Source organism: Thalassovita sp., assembly GCF_965218685.1.
Lineage (GTDB): Bacteria > Pseudomonadota > Alphaproteobacteria > Rhodobacterales > Rhodobacteraceae > Thalassobius.
Genome location: NZ_OZ244657.1, coordinates 1,190,936 through 1,207,954, shown reverse-complemented (window position 1 = coordinate 1,207,954; position 17,019 = coordinate 1,190,936). Strand labels below are relative to the sequence as shown.

Below are 17,019 nucleotides of genomic sequence, written 5' to 3'. Positions count from 1 at the left end.
CCGCGATGCTTTATGATCTTTCGATGGTGCTGGAAAATGAGTACCAAAACAGCACCGACAATGCGCGCAACGTGATCCGGGTTTTGCCTTTGACCCTGCCCAACGTGCAGCGATTGGTGGTTGGGTCCGTGCATATCTCGCCCGCGCCGGACGAGCGTATGGACCGCAATGATTTCTTTGGAAATGCCGTCACCGAGATCACATTTCGCCAGCCCATCTCGTCGCTGCAAATCACGCTGACGGCGCGGGTCGAGCGCTTGCGCCCGGCGCGGTCTCTGGATCTGTCGCCCAAGCTGGCAGGACTGCGAACCGAGCTGCAAAGCTCTACCGATCTGACACCGCATTCGCCGCTGCACTATCTTGTCGCCTCTCCACGGATTGCGATGTCTGAGCCGTTTTTGTTGTTCGCCAAGGACACGGTTAGCCCGGAAATGACCGTAATGCAGATGGTCCTCGCCATTGGGCAGCGCTTGCACGCCGAAATGCGCTTTGACGCTGAAGCAACCGATGTGGGCACCCCTGCGCTGACAGCATTCGAGAACCGGCACGGCGTATGCCAGGACTTCAGCCATATCATGATCTCGTGCCTGCGTGCTCTGGGCATTCCGGCCGGTTATGTAAGTGGCTTCCTGCGGACCCTTCCGCCCAAGGGACAAGAACGGCTTGAGGGCGCGGACGCCATGCATGCCTGGGTGCGGATCTGGTGTGGCAAGGAAGTTGGCTGGGTCGAATATGACCCAACCAACGATCTGATGGTCGGCGCAGATCACCTGGTCGTGGGCTATGGGCGCGACTATGCGGATGTTGCGCCCCTGAAAGGCGTTTTGCGCACCTCGGGTGGACAGGCGGGCACCCACCGCGTGGATGTCGTGCCCCTGGACGCCGCAGCCGAACCCGCGCTTTAACCGGCCAACCCGCGGGCGATGATCATTTTCTGGATGTCCGAGGTGCCCTCGTAAATCTGGCATACGCGCGCGTCGCGATAGATCCGCTCGACCGGGAAATCCTGCATGTAGCCATAGCCGCCGAGGGTTTGGATCGACGCCGAGATGATCTGCTCGGCCGCTTCCGAGGCGAAAAGCTTGGCCATCGCAGCCTCGGCCAGGCAGGGCACACCGGCATCCTTCATCCGGGCGGCGTTCAGCACCAGTTGCCGCGCGGCCTCAAGCTGTGTACGCGCATCGGCAAGGCGGAACCCGACCGCCTGATGCTGCATCAAAGGCTGCCCAAAGGACTGGCGCTCGTTTGCATACGCCACCGCATGATCCAGCGCCGCTTGCGCCATCCCCACCGATTGCGACGCGATGCCAATCCGCCCGGTTTCCAGGCTGGACAGCGCAATGCGATATCCCTCGCCTTCGTCCCCGATCCGCATTTCGGCGGGTACGCGGAGATCCTCGAACCGCAGCGCGCAGGTGTCCGAACACCGCTGCCCCAGCTTTTCCTCGACCGAGGTGACGTGATACCCGTCGGCGTCCGTGGGCACCAAAAAGGCGGTGATGCCGGACTTGCCCTCGTGACCCTCCATCCGGGCGAAAACAATCACCCAGCCACCGATCTGACCCGAGGTGATAAAAGCCTTTTCACCGTTGATCACATAGTCATCCCCGTCGCGTCGCGCCCGCGTGCGGATGGCCGACGCGTCTGATCCCGCATGCGGTTCGGTCAAGGCAAAGGCCCCGATAAAGGCGCCTGCGGTCGCTGGGCGCAGCACTTTTTCGCGCTGCAACTCAGACCCATAGCGCTGCAGGATTGCGTTGAACGGTGCGTTGTGAACGCTCATCACCGTGGACACGGCACCGTCCCCGGCGGCCACCTCGATCAGCGCCAAAGCATAAGAAACATAGTCTGCACCCACGCCGCCCATGTCCTCGGGGACGGTCATGCCCAGAAAGCCCAGCTCGCCCAGTTGCGCCAGAATTTCGGGCTCGATCTGCTTGGATTTGTCCCGCGCAGCGGCACCCGGGGCCAGCACATCCTGCGCGAAACTGCGCGCCATGTCCTGAATCATCTGCTGGTCTTCGGTTAAAATTGTCATGCCCTCTCCTCCCGTGCTCGCTTGGGTCTGAGTATCTGGGAATTAATTCTGAAATATTTCAACCGCCCAAAGAAAAGCGCACCCAAAAAGGGTGCGCAGTCGAGGGGAGGAATTTCGGGGGCTTACCAGTCGTTCGGGCCTTTTTCGGCGAACTTGTGGACAAGGAAATCGATGAAGGCGCGAACCTTGGGTTGGGTAAACCGACCCGGAGGATATACCGCATAGATGCCTTGGGTTTCGGTCGGCAGATCGGGGATTGCGTCCTCGACCAGACCCTCGGCCATGGCGTCGGCATAGAGGAACGAGTGCAGATAAGCGATACCCAAACCCGAGCTGGCCGCGTTCAGCAGTGATTGGCCGTCGTTGACACTCAGCCAGCCCGCGGTGCGCACTTGGCGTTTTTCACCCGATGGGGCGGTGATTTTCCACACGTTGCCCGCCGACTGGCTGGAATAATGCAGCAGTTTATGCTCGTTCAGATCGTCGATTTTCTGCGGACGGCCATATTTTTCGAAATAGGCCGGGCTGGCGATCATGCGCTTGGAGGTTTCTGTCAGCTTACGGGCACGCAGGGTGCTGTCCTCCAGCTCGCCGATGCGGATGGCCATGTCAAAGCCTTCGCTGATCAGCTCAACGTAGCGGTTGTTCAGCACCATGTTGACGGTGATGTCGGGGAATTCGGCCAGGAACTCGCCCAGAACGGGGCTTAGATGATTGACGCCGAAGTCGGTGGCAACGCTGATCCGCAGCAGGCCCGAAGGCGCAGATTGCATCGAGGTCACCAGCGCGTCGGCCTCGCCCGCGTCATTCAGAACGCGGCGGGCGCGGTCATAGTAGGCCAGACCAATCTCGGTGGGGGACACGCGGCGCGTGGTCCGGTTCAGCAGACGTGCGCCAAGACGCGCCTCCAGGCTTGAGACATGTTTCGAAACCGCTGATTTCGAGATTCCCATCTTTTTGGCGGCGTCGGTAAACCCACCTTGATCGACAACTGTCGCGAATGCTTCCATTTCGGTCAGGCGGTCCATGCTCGATCCCCTTCCTAGGTCCTAATTTCTTAGCATCCTGTATCTCGCCCAAATGGGGCGCGACTGGGGCAAGGGGCGGACAATATCGGGGTTTTGTCACGGATCGTTTGCGGCACAGAAACAGGGAAACAATCGTTTCAGGCTGTAAACAGTAGCTCGGCCAATGTAATCCACAGTGGCAAAGTCGCGGCCGCCAACAGCGTAGTCTGAGCGACCAAAGTGGCGGACAATTCCCGGTCTGCACCAAAACCCGCCGCCAGCACATGCGCGGCCGAGGCCGTGGGCAAAGCCGCAAACAGAGTCAACGTGGCGGCTAGCGCCGGAGCGACGTCCAGCGCGATACAAACGGTGACGACAAGGGCGGGGGTCAGCACCAGCTTGGTCGACACTAAAATGCCGCTGAACAGATCAAGGCGCGCCAGCGCCCCCCAGTTCATCGTCGCGCCAACAGAAATCAGTGCTACCGGAATCGCCGCCTGTGCCAGCATTTCCAGCGGAGCCATGATCGGCGCAGGGATCGTCAGGCCAGACAATCCCACGATCACACCCAAGATGGACGCGACCAGAAACGGGTTCGTCACGATCCTCAGCAAGGTCTGGCGCAGGTTACCGCTGCCCCGGGACAGGGCGGTTACAGCAAATAAGTTCGCCATCGGGATCGCCATGCCCACTGCCACGGCCAGAATGCCGACCGGATGAAGGCTCAGCGTTTCGACGGCGACAAAACCGAGTGCCGTGTTAAACCGCCAAGCCGTTTGCCAGGCCCCGGCGAAGTCGGTAAACCGCTTTGGCCCGAACCGTCTGGCCAGATAGCCCATGCACAAAGATGCAGTTAGGATTGCCCAAACCGCTGGGCCGATACGGACGATATCCACCACCGCAATCGGACGGCTGGAGGCTGCAACAAAAATCAGTGTCGGGAACAGAATTTCAAAGTTCAGCCGATCCAGGCCCTGCCAAGCGTTCACGGACAAGCGTTTTCGGATCAACCCACCCAGGCAGACCATCAAGAAACTGGGCATCAAGCCCAACAGGATCGTGACAAAAACCATGCTTATCCCTCGCGCCGTCACATCTAGGACCGCACGAGGGGCACAGACAAGCGAAACCGCGCGCTACAGTGTGGCGGCCAGACGCGTGCCTTGGTTGATGGCGCGCTTGGCGTCCAACTCGGCCGCGACATCTGCGCCACCGATGACATGACAGGGGATGCCCTCGGCCTCCAGCGCGTCGGCCAGACTGCGCTCGGACAGCTGGCCGGCACACAGGACGATGGTATCAGCCTCGATCAGCTGCGGGTTTTCGCGCGCTTCTCCGAACGAGATATGCAGGCCCTGATCGTCAATCCGTTCATAGTTCACACCGCCCAGCATCTTGACGCCCTTCATCTTAAGCGCCGAGCGGTGAATCCAACCGGTGGTCTTGCCCAGTCCTTTGCCCAGCGCCTTGGCCTTGCGCTGCATCAGCGTGACCTGACGGATCGGAGCCTCGGGCTGAGGGCCTTCGGGGGCCAGACCGCTGCGGACATCCTCGGGGTCGGTAACGCCCCATTCCTTCATCCACTCGGGCAGGTCCAGTGTGGGGCTATCGCCCGTCACCAAGTATTCGGCGATATCAAATCCGATGCCGCCCGCGCCGATCACGGCCACCCGATCCCCCACGGGGGCCTTATCGCGCAGCACGTCAATATAGCTGAGCACATTGGCGCCGTCCTGCCCTGGAATACCCGGATCGCGCGGCACCACCCCGGTGGCTATGATAACGTGATCAAAACCTTTCAGACTGTCCACGGTCGCGTCGGTTTCCAGCTGCACGGTGATGCCGGACTTGGCGACCATGCGTTCGTACCAATCGACCAGCCCGTGGAATTCCTCTTTGCCCGGCACCTGACGCGCCATGTTCAGTTGTCCACCGATCCGTTCGGCGCGGTCGATCAGGGTGACGTCAAAGCCACGCTCGGCTGCGGTCAGGGCGGCGGACAAACCCGCAGGCCCAGCGCCGACCACCGCCAGAGTGCCCTTCGCCTCATCACCCATTTCCAGCTCGGTCTCGTGGCAGGCAAACGGGTTCACCAGACACGAGGTCAGCTTGCCCCCGAACGTGTGATCCAGACAGGCCTGATTGCAGCCAATGCAGGGCGCGATCAGGTCGCCCTCGCCGCGCTGCGCTTTGGCCACGAAATCAGCATCCGCCAAGAACGGCCGCGCCATGGACACCATATCGGCGCAGCCCTCGGCCAGCACCTCTTCGGCCACGTCGGGCGTGTTGATCCGGTTCGAGGTGATGATCGGAATATCCACCTGCCCCATCAGCTTCTGCGTTACCCAGGCAAAGGCCCGGCGCGGAACCGAAGTGGCGATAGTGGGAATACGCGCCTCGTGCCAGCCGATACCGGTGTTGATGATGCTGGCGCCCGCCTTTTCGATTTCCTGCGCCAATTGCACGACCTCGTCAAAGGTGGACCCGTTCGGCACCAGATCGATCATCGACAGCCGGTAGATAATGATGAAGTCCGTCCCCACGGCCTCGCGCACGCGGCGGACAATTTCGATCGGCAGGCGGATACGGTTTTCATAGGACCCGCCCCAGCGATCCGTCCGTTTGTTGGTGTGGGTCACGATGAACTGGTTGATGAAATACCCCTCAGAGCCCATGATCTCGACCCCATCATAGCCCGCCTGCTGCGCCAGCGTGGCGGCGGTGACGAAATCGGCGATCTGTTTTTCGATCCCGTCCTCATCCAGCTCGGTCGGCAGAAAGGGCGAGATCGGCGATTTCACCGGCGAGGGCGCAACACACTTGGGGTTATAGGCATAACGACCCGCATGCAGGATCTGCATGGCGATCTTGCCGCCCGCGTCATGCACGGCCTTGGTGATCACGGAATGGTTGGCGACGTCCTTTTCGTTGGTCATCATCGAGGCGCCAAAGGCCACGGACCCTTCGGGATTCGGACCGATCCCACCCGTTACCATCAGCCCGACTCCGCCACGCGCGCGAGCCGCATAGAACTCGGCCACGCGCGGCCAGTCGCCCGTTTCCTCAAGCCCTGTGTGCATCGAGCCCATCAGGACGCGGTTCTTCAGCGTGGTGTGCCCCAGATCCAGCGGAGCCAAAAGGTGGGTATATGTCATAGCGTGCCTCCCTGCTTTGACCCATCTGGGCAAAGCGCGGCTGGTTTGTCACGCTCAACGCAGCGTAAGGGGCGCGAGGTCACACGCCGTTCTCGATGATGAACAGCGTGTCGTAATAGGTAAAGCAGGGTGCGCTGCCATACATGTCCTGCGCCATCTTGCACCAGTCAGCATCATGGGCCAGCAGCGCGGCCTCTTTGGTCTTCCATAAATAAATGCCCCCGCCCTGGCGTTTTTCAGCGCAATATAGATAGGTCTTGCGGATCAGATCGGGATTGGCACGCCAGCGGGGAACCGTGGCGTTGTATTTCTCCATCAATTCAGCCTGAGTGATGCCTTCGGGCAGATCGAAGGTGACGATTTCGGTGATCATGGGTGCCTCCGTAGTCTGGGGTCAGTCTAGCAGAGGCGAGGGAAATCACGAAATTACATGGTTTCCACGCAATGGCGGCGGAAGGCGCGTTTGAGCATGTCCAGTTCTTCGCGCAGCAGGGTAATCTCGGCGCGGATGTCGTCACCCAGCGCTTCGCCCGCCAGAATCGAGAAGCTTTCCAACACCTCGCCCGATGCCTTGTCGCGGATCAGAAACGTCTGAACCCCGTCCGACAGCGCAGAAACCGGGACCGGCACACGCACGATCCAGTGGCCGTTTTCGGTGTCCTCGGTCAGCTCCAGCCCCAGCACGGGCTCGTTCAGATGCGTGACCTCAAGCTCGGGCTGCACCCGCCCCGAGGTCGTCAGGAAACCTTCCCAAACGCCTTCGAAAAGTCTGGTCTTGGTCAGTTTGAGGTCGCTCATGGTGGTCCTCTTACAATTCGGCGCGGGGGCGGCGGCTGAAGGTGACATCGCGGATCGTCACCTGGTTCATCTCGGGGCCTTCAAAGATAAGGTCGATCCAGGCGCGCTCGATCCGTTTTTCGTTGAGGCGTGAATAGGCCAGGTCAAACTCGACCATGATCTCTTCTTCATGCAAGGGCAGTTCGCGCACCAGCTGATCCGTGTTCGGCCCGTGCTTGATGTTCAGACGGGCAAAAATCTCCAGCGGTTTTTCCATCTCGACGATGGTGTCCATGCGGATCAGGTAATTCTTGGTCAGGCCCTGCACGGCCTCGGGGGGCAGATCGATCACCAAGGAGAGGAACGATCCGTCAAACTTGAACACGTCCAGCCGCACACCATAGGGGGCCAGATCGGATTCGCGGTGGCTGCGCAGTTGGCGCAAGGTCAGTTCCGAAAAACGGCAGTCGTGAAAAAGCGTCACCTCTGAGCCCAGCATCGAACGATCCTGGACCGAGCTCATTCCCGGCACCGGCAAAGGGCCACGCCACAGTTCCGGCCGCCAGGACCAGTCTGATCCGTGCGGCTTGCGAAACGTTGTGTTGCCGATCAGGGGCAGCGCCAGACGGTTATCAGCAACGTGAATCACGCGGTCCAGGTGCTGGCGCAGCTCGCGCGCCCTTGTACGCTGCTGGCGCAACCGGCGCAGACCCGCCTGATCTGACTGGCGCGCCAACTCGGCCCAGCGAGACAGGACACGGCGGTGCATCAGGCCGCTGAACAGACGAGACTTAAACAAGGGCATGAGACCTCATTGGGGTTAACCACTCCACTCTAATATCCTAGAGCGACTTAATTAAATATGCGCTGAAACAGATTTTTCTGTTTTTTCTTCGTGTCGGGGTCGGGTTGGGGGGTGCCCTTGCCGCTGGCCTGCGTGATCTGGCGCGCCAGAACCTGCAACAGCTCGGCGCCCGCGCTGTTGGTAATCGCCCCATTTCCATAGACGGCCAAGGTCAGGACGGCCTCGTTCACGACCATGGCACCACGCCAGTGTTCCGGCGCGCTATCGTCAGGAACCATGTCCGAACTTAGAACGCGCACCATATTCAGACCGCCGACTTGTCGCCTTTCCAGCACTGTTGCGCCGTCAAGCGCCGCGGCGACGTCCAACGACTGCTGTACCGGCTGATCGGGAACATAGGCGGCAACAGTCAGGATCGCGGGTTCGATTAACGTACCACTGGGAAGTCCCATCAACCCGTCACACCCGGCCATCAGCACGAACCCGGCCCTGCGGTGATCCTGAAGGCTGTTCAGGTCCACACAATAGCCACTGGGCGCAGGAACCTGAACGGCGCCTTCCAGTAACGAGACATGGCGCGGCGGGACATTGCTGGTCGAAATACTGGGCTGGCCCAGCTGGCAACTGGCCAACACCGGCACGCAGGCCAAGATCACCAGCGCGGTCCGAAATGCCCGGTTCATATGTGCCTCCGTTGCCAGTCGTCCAACAGGGATACCCAAGCCCCCGCGTCACGACAAGCCACGGGTTCTGATGCCTGCGTGAATTCTTGTGAGCGTACAAGGCCCCGCCAAGGTCAGAAAATCACCCAAAGCCACGCATCTACAGGGCGGCGCTGATTGCAATTCGGGCCGGTCCGGCTTATCTGACGATGCAACTACCGGCAAACTGGGGCCCTCTGGCATGAACTGGATCACCAACTACGTCCGTCCGCGCATCAACTCGATCTTCTCGCGCCGTGAAGTGCCCGAGAACCTTTGGACCAAATGCGACGGATGCGGCACCATGCTGTTTCACCGCGAGCTGTCGGAAAACCTGAATGTCTGCACAAACTGCGGGCATCACATGGCCATCACCCCGCGCGAGCGTTTTGCCGATCTTTTCGACGGTGGCGTTTTCTCTGAGGTTGAGGTTCCCGAACCGACTACCGATCCGCTGCATTTCCGCGATCAGAAAAAATACCCTGACCGGATGAAAGCCGCGCAGAAAAAAACCGGCGAGAAAGAGGCCATGCTGGTCGGCGCCGGCGAAATGGGCCGCACCCCGATCGTGGCCGCGTGCCAGGATTTCAGCTTCATGGGTGGCTCTATGGGCATGTATGTCGGCAACGCCATCATCGCCGCCGCGGAAAAAGCGGTGGAATTGAAGCGCCCGCTGATCCTGTTCTCGGCAGCAGGTGGCGCGCGGATGCAAGAGGGTATCCTAAGCTTGATGCAGATGCCTCGGACCACCGTAGCGATCCAGATGCTGAAAGAGGCTGGCCTGCCCTATATCGTCGTTCTGACACACCCCACCACCGGCGGCGTCACCGCGTCCTATGCGATGCTGGGTGATGTTCAGATTGCAGAACCCAACGCCCTGATCTGCTTTGCCGGGCCGCGCGTGATTGAACAGACCATTCGTGAAAAACTGCCCGAAGGCTTCCAGCGCGCCGAATACTTGCTGGACCACGGCATGCTGGACCGCGTGACCCCGCGCACCCAGATGAAGGACGAGCTGATCACCATCACCCGGATGTTGCTGGACATGCCCCCGGCGATCAAAGGTGACCTGCCCGCGCCCGAAGCCACCGACGCCCCGGCCCAAGCCGAGCCCGCCGCAGACGAATGAGCGCGCAAAACTCGGACGCCATCCTTGATCGGATGATGGCGCTGCACCCCAAGGTCATCGACCTGACGCTGGACCGCATGTGGCGCCTGCTGCATGCGCTGGACGATCCTCAGGATCGCCTGCCCCCCGTGATCCACATCGCGGGCACCAACGGCAAGGGCTCGACCCAGGCGATGATCCGCGCGGGACTAGAGGCTGCGGGCAACACCGTTCACGCCTATACCTCGCCGCATCTGGCGCGCTTTCACGAACGCATCCGCCTGGCCGGTCAGCTGATTTCCGAAGACCACCTGACCGCGGTTCTGGACGAATGCTATGCCGCCAACAACGGCGAAAACATCACCTATTTCGAGATCACGACCTGCGCAGCCCTGCTGGCCTTTGCCCGCACGCCTGCCGATTTCACATTACTCGAGGTCGGCTTGGGCGGACGCTTGGACGCCACCAATGTCGTGGACACCCCGGCGCTGACCATCATCACCTCGGTCTCGATCGACCATGAACAATTCCTGGGCAACACCCTGGACAAAATTGCCGGGGAAAAGGCGGGGATCATCAAACGCGGTATTCCCTGCGTCGTCGGCCCTCAGCAGGACGAGGCGATGGACGTTATTGAGGCCCAGGCCGCCCGTCTGGGCGCGCCCCTGATCGCCTACGGCCAGCACTGGCATGTCTACGAGGAACGCGGACGCCTGATCTATCAGGATGAAACAGGCCTGCTGGATTTGCCCCTGCCCAACCTGCCCGGCGCCCACCAGATCCAGAATGCAGGCGCCGCTATTGCCGCCCTGCGCCACCTTGGGAAAAACGAAACCGCCGCCGAGGCTGCCGTGACCCAGGCCCACTGGCCCGCCCGGATGCAGCGCCTGAAAACCGGCCCGCTGGTCCAAGCCGCCCCCGATGCCGAGCTTTGGCTGGACGGCGGTCACAACGCCGCCGCAGGCCAAGCGCTTGCCACGCACCTTTCCAGCCTGCCCAAACGCGATACCTACCTGGTTTGCGGGATGCTCAACACCAAGGACATCGGCGGTTACCTCAGCCCGATGGCCCCATATGTCACCGCGCTGACCGCGGTCTCGATCCCCGGAGAGGCAAACACCCTGCCCGCCGAAACCACCGCAAAGGCGGCAATCAAGGCTGGCATATCCGCAATCTCCGGTCCTGACGTGGAAACGGCTATCCGCCAGATCACCCAAACCGTGCCGAACGCACGCATCCTGATCTGTGGGTCCCTCTACCTCGCCGGAGCTATCCTGCGCGAAAACGGCTGAAGCAAAGGCGATTCGAACAATTCGAATCACTTCCTGTTGACTGATTCGCACCGATTCGCTTAAGGTCACCCCAAGGCATTCGCTGGTGGCACGCCACCATCCGTTGACGCCAGATACGCGGCGTCCGGCACGACAGGTAAAACAGGCAGGATAAAAAGAGGGGTCGATCCAACGACCCCCTTTTTCTTTTAGGCATGCCCCACGCCTCAAGAGAAACAAGACAGTAGCGTCCAGACGCCAACCCCGAGGAACGAACCGTAGGTTCGAGCCGAGATATAAAGCGCGCGCGCAGCGCGCTCCTTTGGATCAATTGGGTCAGGCGTCGGCAGCCCAGTCCTCGGCCTGCATTTCACGCAGGCGGCTGGCCGTACGCTCGAACTCGAACACACCTTCGCCCTCGATATACAGACTCTCGGGTTCATCCGCAGCCGAGCAAATCAGGCGGACTTTCGCTTCATAGAGCGCGTCAATCAGGGTCACAAATCGTTTGGCCTCGTTGAAGTTACTGCGCCCCAAGCGCGGAATGCCTTCCAGCACCAGTACTTTCACCGCATCTGCCACGGCTAGATAATCCCCCGGCCCCAGCATCTTGCCGCACAAATCGTAAAAACTCGCGCGGGCCACGCCGTTTCTAAAAGCGGGCAGCGTCACGTCTCGGCCTTTGACTTTCAGCACCAGCGGATCAGCCTCTCCGCCCGACAGATGCTCCCATACTTCGCGCAGCTTTTGGCGGCTGTCGTCGTTAATCGGGGCAAAATAGACCGGCGCACCTTTCAATCGGTCCTGGCGATAATCGCGAGGCGAGATCATCTCCCATACGACCATCTGCTCTTTGATGATCTCGATGAACGGCAGGAACAATTGGCGGTTCAGGCCATTCTTGTACAGATCATCCGGCACCCGGTTCGAGGTGGTGACGACAACAACGCCCTTGGCGAACAAGATCTCGAACAGACGGCCGACGATCATCGCATCGGTGATATCTGTGATCTGCATCTCGTCAAAAGCCAGCACCTTAACTGTCGAGGCAACATCGTTTGCGACCGGTGCCAGTGCGTCTTCGACCCCGTTTTGACGGGCCTCGTGCATCGAGGCATGAATTTCCTGCATGAAGGCGTGGAAATGGACCCGGCGCGCGGGCACCGTAAGCTGTTCGACGAACAGATCCATCAGCATGGACTTACCCCGGCCGACACCACCCCACAGATAAAGCCCCTTGGGCGGCGGGGGAGCCTTACGGAAAAGACCCTTCTTCACGGGCTTCGACAGCTCGTCCCGGATGCGTTCAAACTCGGGCAGGACGGCCTCTTGGGCGTCGTCTGCATGCAGGTCGCCCTGGTCGACCCGGTTGCGATATATATCCTGAATACGCGTCATGCGCACCGCATAGCGCGCTTGCAGCCTGATGTCACGAAAAGTGATGCGCTGGTGAACAAATCTTGGATTGACCGGGAAATGAATGTCCGATCAATTAGCACTCTGCGACAGGAGACCCCAATGCAAACGCGCGCACCCTTGTTCAATTCCGTGCTGATTGCCGGCAGCCTGATCATCTTGGTCAGCTTTGCAATTCGTGCCAGTTTCGGCGTCTTCCAGATCCCGATTGCCACTGAGTTCAATTGGCCACGGGCCGAATTTTCGCTGGCCATTGCCATTCAGAACCTTGCCTGGGGGTTTGGCCAGCCGATCTTTGGGGCCGTGGCTGAAAAGATGGGTGATCGCAAGGCCATTGTCCTGGGGGCGTTGGTCTATGCGGCGGGGCTGGTACTGTCGTCCTTTGCCGTTTCACCGCTGGCCCACCAGATGTACGAAGTGCTGGTTGGCTTTGGTATTGCGGGCACGGGTTTCGGTGTGATCCTGGCGGTTGTGGGGCGCGCAGCCTCGGATGAAAACCGCTCGATGGCGCTGGCGATCACCGCTGCGATGGGCTCGGCCGGACAGGTTGTCGGCGCGCCACTGGCTGAATGGTTGCTGGGCTTCATGAGCTGGCAGGATGTTTTCCTGGTATTCGCGGCCATGATCACCCTGGTTCTGGCCTGCTTGCCGATGATGCGCACGGCAGCGCCCCCCGCCAGCAAGGCCGAGCTGGAGGAAAGTCTGGGCGCAATCCTGACGAAGGCGTTCAAGGACCCCAGCTATACAATGATCTTCCTTGGGTTTTTCTCGTGCGGCTACCAGCTGAGCTTTGTCACCGCGCATTTCCCTGCCTTCGTAACCGAGATGTGCGGCCCTATCGCCGACGGCAGCATTTTGGCGGCACTGGGCGTGGGCACGACCTCGGCCCTGGGGGCGGTTTCGCTGTCGATCATCGGGGCGGCGAATATTGTGGGCACGCTGTTTGCCGGCTGGTTGGGCAACCGGATGCCCAAGAAATACATTCTGACGGGGATCTATACCCTGCGCACATTGATCGCGGCGGTGTTCATCATGATGCCCATGACGCCAGCCTCGGTGGTGATTTTCTCGGTGACCATGGGAACGCTGTGGCTGGCTACGGTGCCGCTAACCAGCGGGCTGGTCGCGCATATCTATGGCCTGCGTTACATGGGCACGCTGTACGGGATCGTGTTCTTCAGCCACCAGCTGGGCAGCTTCCTGGGTGTGTGGCTGGGCGGCCGGATGTATGACATCTATGGCGACTACACTGCGGTGTGGTGGGTCGGCGTTGGCGTCGGAGCCTTCTCGGCCCTGATCCACCTGCCCATCCGCGAAAGCCGGCGCGCCCCAGCGGCAGCCTAACGGGCCGCGTTCCAGCGATCCAGGATGTAGCGGCTGGTCATCAGGTCCAGATGCGCGCCACCACCGTTCTTGAACAAGGTGATCTCGTCGTCGCTTTGGCGAACGAACTTGTCCAGATCATAATAGTCGGCCACCATGTCCTCGCGCGTGATCAATCCATTTTCCAGAGGGATGTTGATCTCGCCTATGTGGCCAATCGTGGTATCAAAGCTGTCCACGAAAACCCGCGCGCGTGTAATCGCGGTATCATCTGCCTCGCGCATGTCAGGCCGGTAGGCACCAATCAAGTCAAGATGCTGACCCGGACGCAACCAATCACCCTGAATGAAAGGCTCGGTGCTCATGGTGGCGCTGGTGATGATATCTGCGTCGGAAACCGCGCTGGCCAGATTCTCGGCCACGGTCATGCCCGGGAATTCAGCGGCAAAGTCAGCGGCTTTGGCGATCGTCCGGTTCCAAATCGAAAACTCAGCCTGCGGAAAGGCCGCCGAATAGGCCTGCACCAACGAGCGCCCAACCGTGCCCGCCCCCAGAACCAGAATCTTGCGGCTGTCCGGTCGGGCCAGACGGGTGGCTGCCAGCAGGCTGTCTCCGGCGGTTTTCCACTTGGTGACCAGGTGGAAATCGACCAGCGCCTCGAGCATGCCGTCGCTGTCCGCGTACAGATTCACACCGCCGTTCACCATGCCTTTGCCAGCGGCCGGATTGCCCGGAAACACGGTGGCCGATTTCACCGCAAGACCCATCCCGTCGATCCATGCGGCCCGATTCAGCAGCGTGTCCTTGCCGCGATACAGGAAGCTGTCCGCGATCTCGGCCTTGGGCAATTTGTGTCCCGCTGCCAAAGCTTGCGTCAGGCCGATCCAATCCAGCAGCTTTTCGCCCTCGTCAAAAGGAATGATGGGAAAGCTCATGCGGGTGTCTCCTCTGGTAATACGCCGTGGTGCGCCAAGCAATCGGCCCAACCTTGCGGGCCTTCGAACAGGTGGGTTTTCCAACCACGTGCGGCCGCAGCGGCGATATTTTCGGGCCGGTCATCAGTGAACAACAGGCTTTCGGGGGGCAACCCGCAGCCTTGTTCCAGCGCATCATAGATGCCGGCGTCGGGTTTTATCTGTTTCAAGCGGCCCGAGACATAAAGCTCGTCGAACAGCCCCAGAAACGGATAGTGCGCGCTGGCGATTTCAAATGTATCCACGCCGAAATTGGTCAGGGCCAGCAGACGGGTACCCTGCGCCTTAAGCTGCTCGAGCAGAGCAACAGAGCCCGGGATCGAGGGGCTGGCCATTTCGATCCATCGGGTGGCCCAGAACATGATCTCGGTGGTAAATTCCGGGGCTGCACGGGCTGCCTCTTGAAAAGTTTCCAGCAGTGGTTCGCCTTCGTCCACGCGCAGGTTATAGGCGTGCAGATCGACAGCCTGAAACAACTGCTTGCGGCGGGTTTCGCCGATTTCGCGGTCATAGAACGCCTCGGGGTCGAACTCGATCAGGACCCTGCCCAGATCCCAGACAACGGCTTGGATCATGCCTTGGCCTTTCTCAGCGTCCGCTCCAACGCGTCAAGAAAACGCGACCGATCAGCTTTTGAAAACCCCTTGCCACCACCCTGACGAAACGGGTCCGCCGCTCGGAGATCATACATCAAATCGCGCATCGCCAACGCGTTGCCGATGTTGGCCTGGGTCAGCGATTCCCCATCGTGTTTCAGAACCTGCGCGCCAGCCTCGACGCATTTTGCGGCCAGTGGGATGTCGCCAGTGATCACCACGTCCCCCGGCCCGGCGCGATCTGCGATCCACATGTCAGCAACATCCGGCCCCTCGGGTACGATCACCGTTTCCACAAGCGGATTGGCCGAGGGCCGAATGCCCCCGTTGCACACCAGTTTCACGGGCACCTTGTGCCGGGTCGCGACCTTTTCGGCCTCGGCCTTGACGGGACAGGCATCGGCGTCGACGTAAAGCGTTGTCACTTCTTTTGCTTTCGCTTGACCTTGTATTCCTCGGGGATAGGCATGCGGTTGAAGGCATCCAGGCCCGCGATCTTATAGGCCTCGGCCAGCGTGGGATAGTTGAAGGTGTTCTGCACGAAGTAATCCACCGTCCCTTTCAGGTTCAGCACGGCCTGGGCAATGTGGATCAGCTCGGTCGCACCTTCGCCCACGATCTGAACGCCCAGCACCCGGCGGGTTTTCAGGCTGAACAGCATCTTCAGCATCCCGTGTTCCAACCCCATGATATGCCCGCGCGAGGTTTCGCGGAAACGGGCCACGCCGACCTCGTAAGGGATACCGCGTTCTTGCAGCTCTTCCTCGGACATGCCGCAGGTGGACACTTCTGGGACAGAGTAGATGCCATAGGGGAACCACGGGCTTTCGGGCAGCGTGGGCGTGTCCAGCGCATGGCACGCAGCCACGCGACCCTGTTGCACCGAGGTCGAGGCCAACGAGGGGTGCCCGATCACGTCGCCCGCGGCATAGATATGCGGCACGGCGGTCTGATAGGTCTTGCGGTCCACCTCGATCCGGCCGCGGTGGTCGGTTTCAAGGCCCAGCACCTCGAGGTTCAACCTGTCCGTCGCACCCACACGGCCAGCCGCGAACAACAGCATTTCAGCGCGAACATGGCGGCCGTTTTCCAGCGTCACCTCGACGTGTTCGCCCGCGTCCTCGACCTTGTCGATGGCTGATCCAAGCCGCAGATCCACGCCATTGTCGCGAATTTGATGGGTGAATTCATGGATGATCGTCTTGTCGATGAAATCCAGGAACGTTTCGCGCGGTTCGATCAGCGTTACCCGAACGTCCAGGGCCGAGAACATGGTGGCGTATTCCACTCCGATCACGCCCGCGCCCACCACGATAAGGCTGCGCGGGATTTGCGCCAGCTCCAGGAATTCGTCGCTGTCCACAACGGTGGCACCGTTGAAAGGCACGTTGGACGGGCGGTGGGTTTTCGTTCCGGTCGAAATCAGAAACTTGTCCGCAGTCAGGCGCATGGTTTCGCCAGCTTCGGTGGCTACCTCGATCTCGTTGGGACCAATGAAACGGGCAAATCCGTTCAGGGTTTCCACGTGGTTGCGGTTGAACTGGTGCTCAAGGTTGTCGACCTCGTAATCCAGCGTCTTGTGCAAACGGGATTTCAGGTCCTGCGCCTCGATATCTTCCTTCACCCGGTAGGCCCGGCCGTAAAAGCTGCGCTCGCGCCAGCCGGACAGGTTCAGCACCGTTTCGCGCAGAGTCTTTGAAGGGATGGTGCCGGTGTGCACTGACACCCCACCCAGCTGGTCGCGCCGGTCGATCACCAGCACGCGACGTTTCAATTTACCCGCCTGAATGGCAGCCGAGCGCCCAGCAGGTCCCGATCCTATGATGATAAGGTCGTATTGGGTCATGG

17 protein-coding genes are annotated in these 17,019 nt (G+C 60.5%); 4 read left to right on the top strand and 13 right to left on the bottom strand.

Features of this window, described 5'->3' with window-relative positions; all coding sequences use genetic code 11:
* The first annotated feature begins 5 nt into the window (after positions 1 to 5).
* Entirely contained in the window at positions 6 to 905 is a 900-nt protein-coding gene (locus tag ACOQOQ_RS06135; RefSeq protein WP_420569255.1) for a transglutaminase family protein, read from the top strand.
* Here the strand turns inward: ACOQOQ_RS06135 and ACOQOQ_RS06130 are convergent.
* The 8 genes from ACOQOQ_RS06130 to ACOQOQ_RS06095 all read right to left on the bottom strand — a co-directional run bounded on the left by ACOQOQ_RS06130 (position 902) and on the right by ACOQOQ_RS06095 (position 8,465).
* The gene (locus tag ACOQOQ_RS06130; protein WP_420569254.1) at positions 902 to 2,038 is read right to left on the bottom strand and encodes an acyl-CoA dehydrogenase family protein; all 1,137 of its coding nucleotides are present in this window, start codon (positions 2,036 to 2,038) and stop codon (positions 902 to 904) included. The genes ACOQOQ_RS06135 and ACOQOQ_RS06130 overlap by 4 nt on opposite strands.
* Positions 2,039 to 2,160: 122 nt before the next feature.
* On the bottom strand, positions 2,161 to 3,066 hold the full coding sequence (locus ACOQOQ_RS06125) for a LysR family transcriptional regulator (protein WP_420569253.1): 906 nt from the start codon (positions 3,064 to 3,066) through the stop codon (positions 2,161 to 2,163).
* A gap of 137 nt (positions 3,067 to 3,203) precedes the next feature.
* Positions 3,204 to 4,118, bottom strand: a complete 915-nt coding sequence (locus ACOQOQ_RS06120; RefSeq protein ID WP_420569252.1) for an AEC family transporter — start codon at positions 4,116 to 4,118, stop codon at positions 3,204 to 3,206.
* A gap of 63 nt (positions 4,119 to 4,181) precedes the next feature.
* Complete coding sequence (locus ACOQOQ_RS06115) at positions 4,182 to 6,200, bottom strand: FAD-dependent oxidoreductase (RefSeq protein WP_420569251.1); 2,019 nt, start codon at positions 6,198 to 6,200, stop codon at positions 4,182 to 4,184.
* A 79-nt stretch (positions 6,201 to 6,279) separates the two neighbouring features.
* Positions 6,280 to 6,573: a hypothetical protein gene (locus tag ACOQOQ_RS06110; protein WP_420569250.1), complete on the bottom strand. Its 294-nt coding sequence runs from the start codon at positions 6,571 to 6,573 to the stop codon at positions 6,280 to 6,282.
* 53 nt (positions 6,574 to 6,626) lie between these two features.
* The gene (locus ACOQOQ_RS06105) at positions 6,627 to 6,998 is read right to left on the bottom strand and encodes a hypothetical protein (RefSeq protein WP_420569249.1); all 372 of its coding nucleotides are present in this window, start codon (positions 6,996 to 6,998) and stop codon (positions 6,627 to 6,629) included.
* Between the two features lie 10 nt (positions 6,999 to 7,008).
* The gene (locus ACOQOQ_RS06100; protein ID WP_420569248.1) at positions 7,009 to 7,782 is read right to left on the bottom strand and encodes a DUF6478 family protein; all 774 of its coding nucleotides are present in this window, start codon (positions 7,780 to 7,782) and stop codon (positions 7,009 to 7,011) included.
* A 47-nt stretch (positions 7,783 to 7,829) separates the two neighbouring features.
* Positions 7,830 to 8,465: a hypothetical protein gene (locus ACOQOQ_RS06095; protein ID WP_420569247.1), complete on the bottom strand. Its 636-nt coding sequence runs from the start codon at positions 8,463 to 8,465 to the stop codon at positions 7,830 to 7,832.
* A gap of 220 nt (positions 8,466 to 8,685) precedes the next feature.
* Here ACOQOQ_RS06095 and accD point away from each other — a divergent pair, with 220 nt between their 5' ends.
* Both accD and ACOQOQ_RS06085 read left to right on the top strand, forming a co-directional pair.
* A complete protein-coding gene (gene accD, locus ACOQOQ_RS06090; protein WP_420569246.1) occupies positions 8,686 to 9,612 on the top strand; it encodes an acetyl-CoA carboxylase, carboxyltransferase subunit beta in 927 nt (308 codons plus the stop codon).
* Positions 9,609 to 10,883, top strand: coding sequence for a bifunctional folylpolyglutamate synthase/dihydrofolate synthase (locus ACOQOQ_RS06085; protein ID WP_420569245.1), 1,275 nt, complete (start codon positions 9,609 to 9,611; stop codon positions 10,881 to 10,883). Before accD ends, ACOQOQ_RS06085 begins: the two co-directional genes overlap by 4 nt.
* Positions 10,884 to 11,198: 315 nt before the next feature.
* Here the strand turns inward: ACOQOQ_RS06085 and zapE are convergent, their stop codons facing one another.
* Positions 11,199 to 12,260 carry a cell division protein ZapE gene (gene zapE, locus ACOQOQ_RS06080; protein ID WP_420569244.1) on the bottom strand — a complete coding sequence of 354 codons (1,062 nt, stop codon included), beginning with the start codon at positions 12,258 to 12,260 and terminating at the stop codon, positions 11,199 to 11,201.
* A gap of 120 nt (positions 12,261 to 12,380) precedes the next feature.
* Between zapE and ACOQOQ_RS06075 the strand changes: the two genes are divergently transcribed.
* Positions 12,381 to 13,622: an MFS transporter gene (locus ACOQOQ_RS06075; RefSeq protein WP_420569243.1), complete on the top strand. Its 1,242-nt coding sequence runs from the start codon at positions 12,381 to 12,383 to the stop codon at positions 13,620 to 13,622.
* On the opposite strand, the gene ACOQOQ_RS06070 is transcribed toward ACOQOQ_RS06075, so the two are convergent.
* The 4 genes from ACOQOQ_RS06070 to sthA are packed head-to-tail and all read right to left on the bottom strand — an operon-like array spanning position 13,619 to position 17,017.
* Positions 13,619 to 14,536: an ornithine cyclodeaminase family protein gene (locus tag ACOQOQ_RS06070; RefSeq protein ID WP_420569242.1), complete on the bottom strand. Its 918-nt coding sequence runs from the start codon at positions 14,534 to 14,536 to the stop codon at positions 13,619 to 13,621. The genes ACOQOQ_RS06075 and ACOQOQ_RS06070 overlap by 4 nt on opposite strands.
* Positions 14,533 to 15,150, bottom strand: coding sequence for an HAD family hydrolase (locus ACOQOQ_RS06065; RefSeq protein ID WP_420569241.1), 618 nt, complete (start codon positions 15,148 to 15,150; stop codon positions 14,533 to 14,535). The genes ACOQOQ_RS06070 and ACOQOQ_RS06065 overlap by 4 nt, the downstream gene beginning before the upstream one ends.
* Positions 15,147 to 15,596: a YaiI/YqxD family protein gene (locus ACOQOQ_RS06060; RefSeq protein ID WP_420569240.1), complete on the bottom strand. Its 450-nt coding sequence runs from the start codon at positions 15,594 to 15,596 to the stop codon at positions 15,147 to 15,149. The genes ACOQOQ_RS06065 and ACOQOQ_RS06060 overlap by 4 nt, the downstream gene beginning before the upstream one ends.
* Positions 15,593 to 17,017, bottom strand: a complete 1,425-nt coding sequence (gene sthA, locus ACOQOQ_RS06055) for a Si-specific NAD(P)(+) transhydrogenase (protein ID WP_420569239.1) — start codon at positions 17,015 to 17,017, stop codon at positions 15,593 to 15,595. The genes ACOQOQ_RS06060 and sthA overlap by 4 nt, the downstream gene beginning before the upstream one ends.
* Positions 17,018 to 17,019 lie beyond the last annotated feature (2 nt).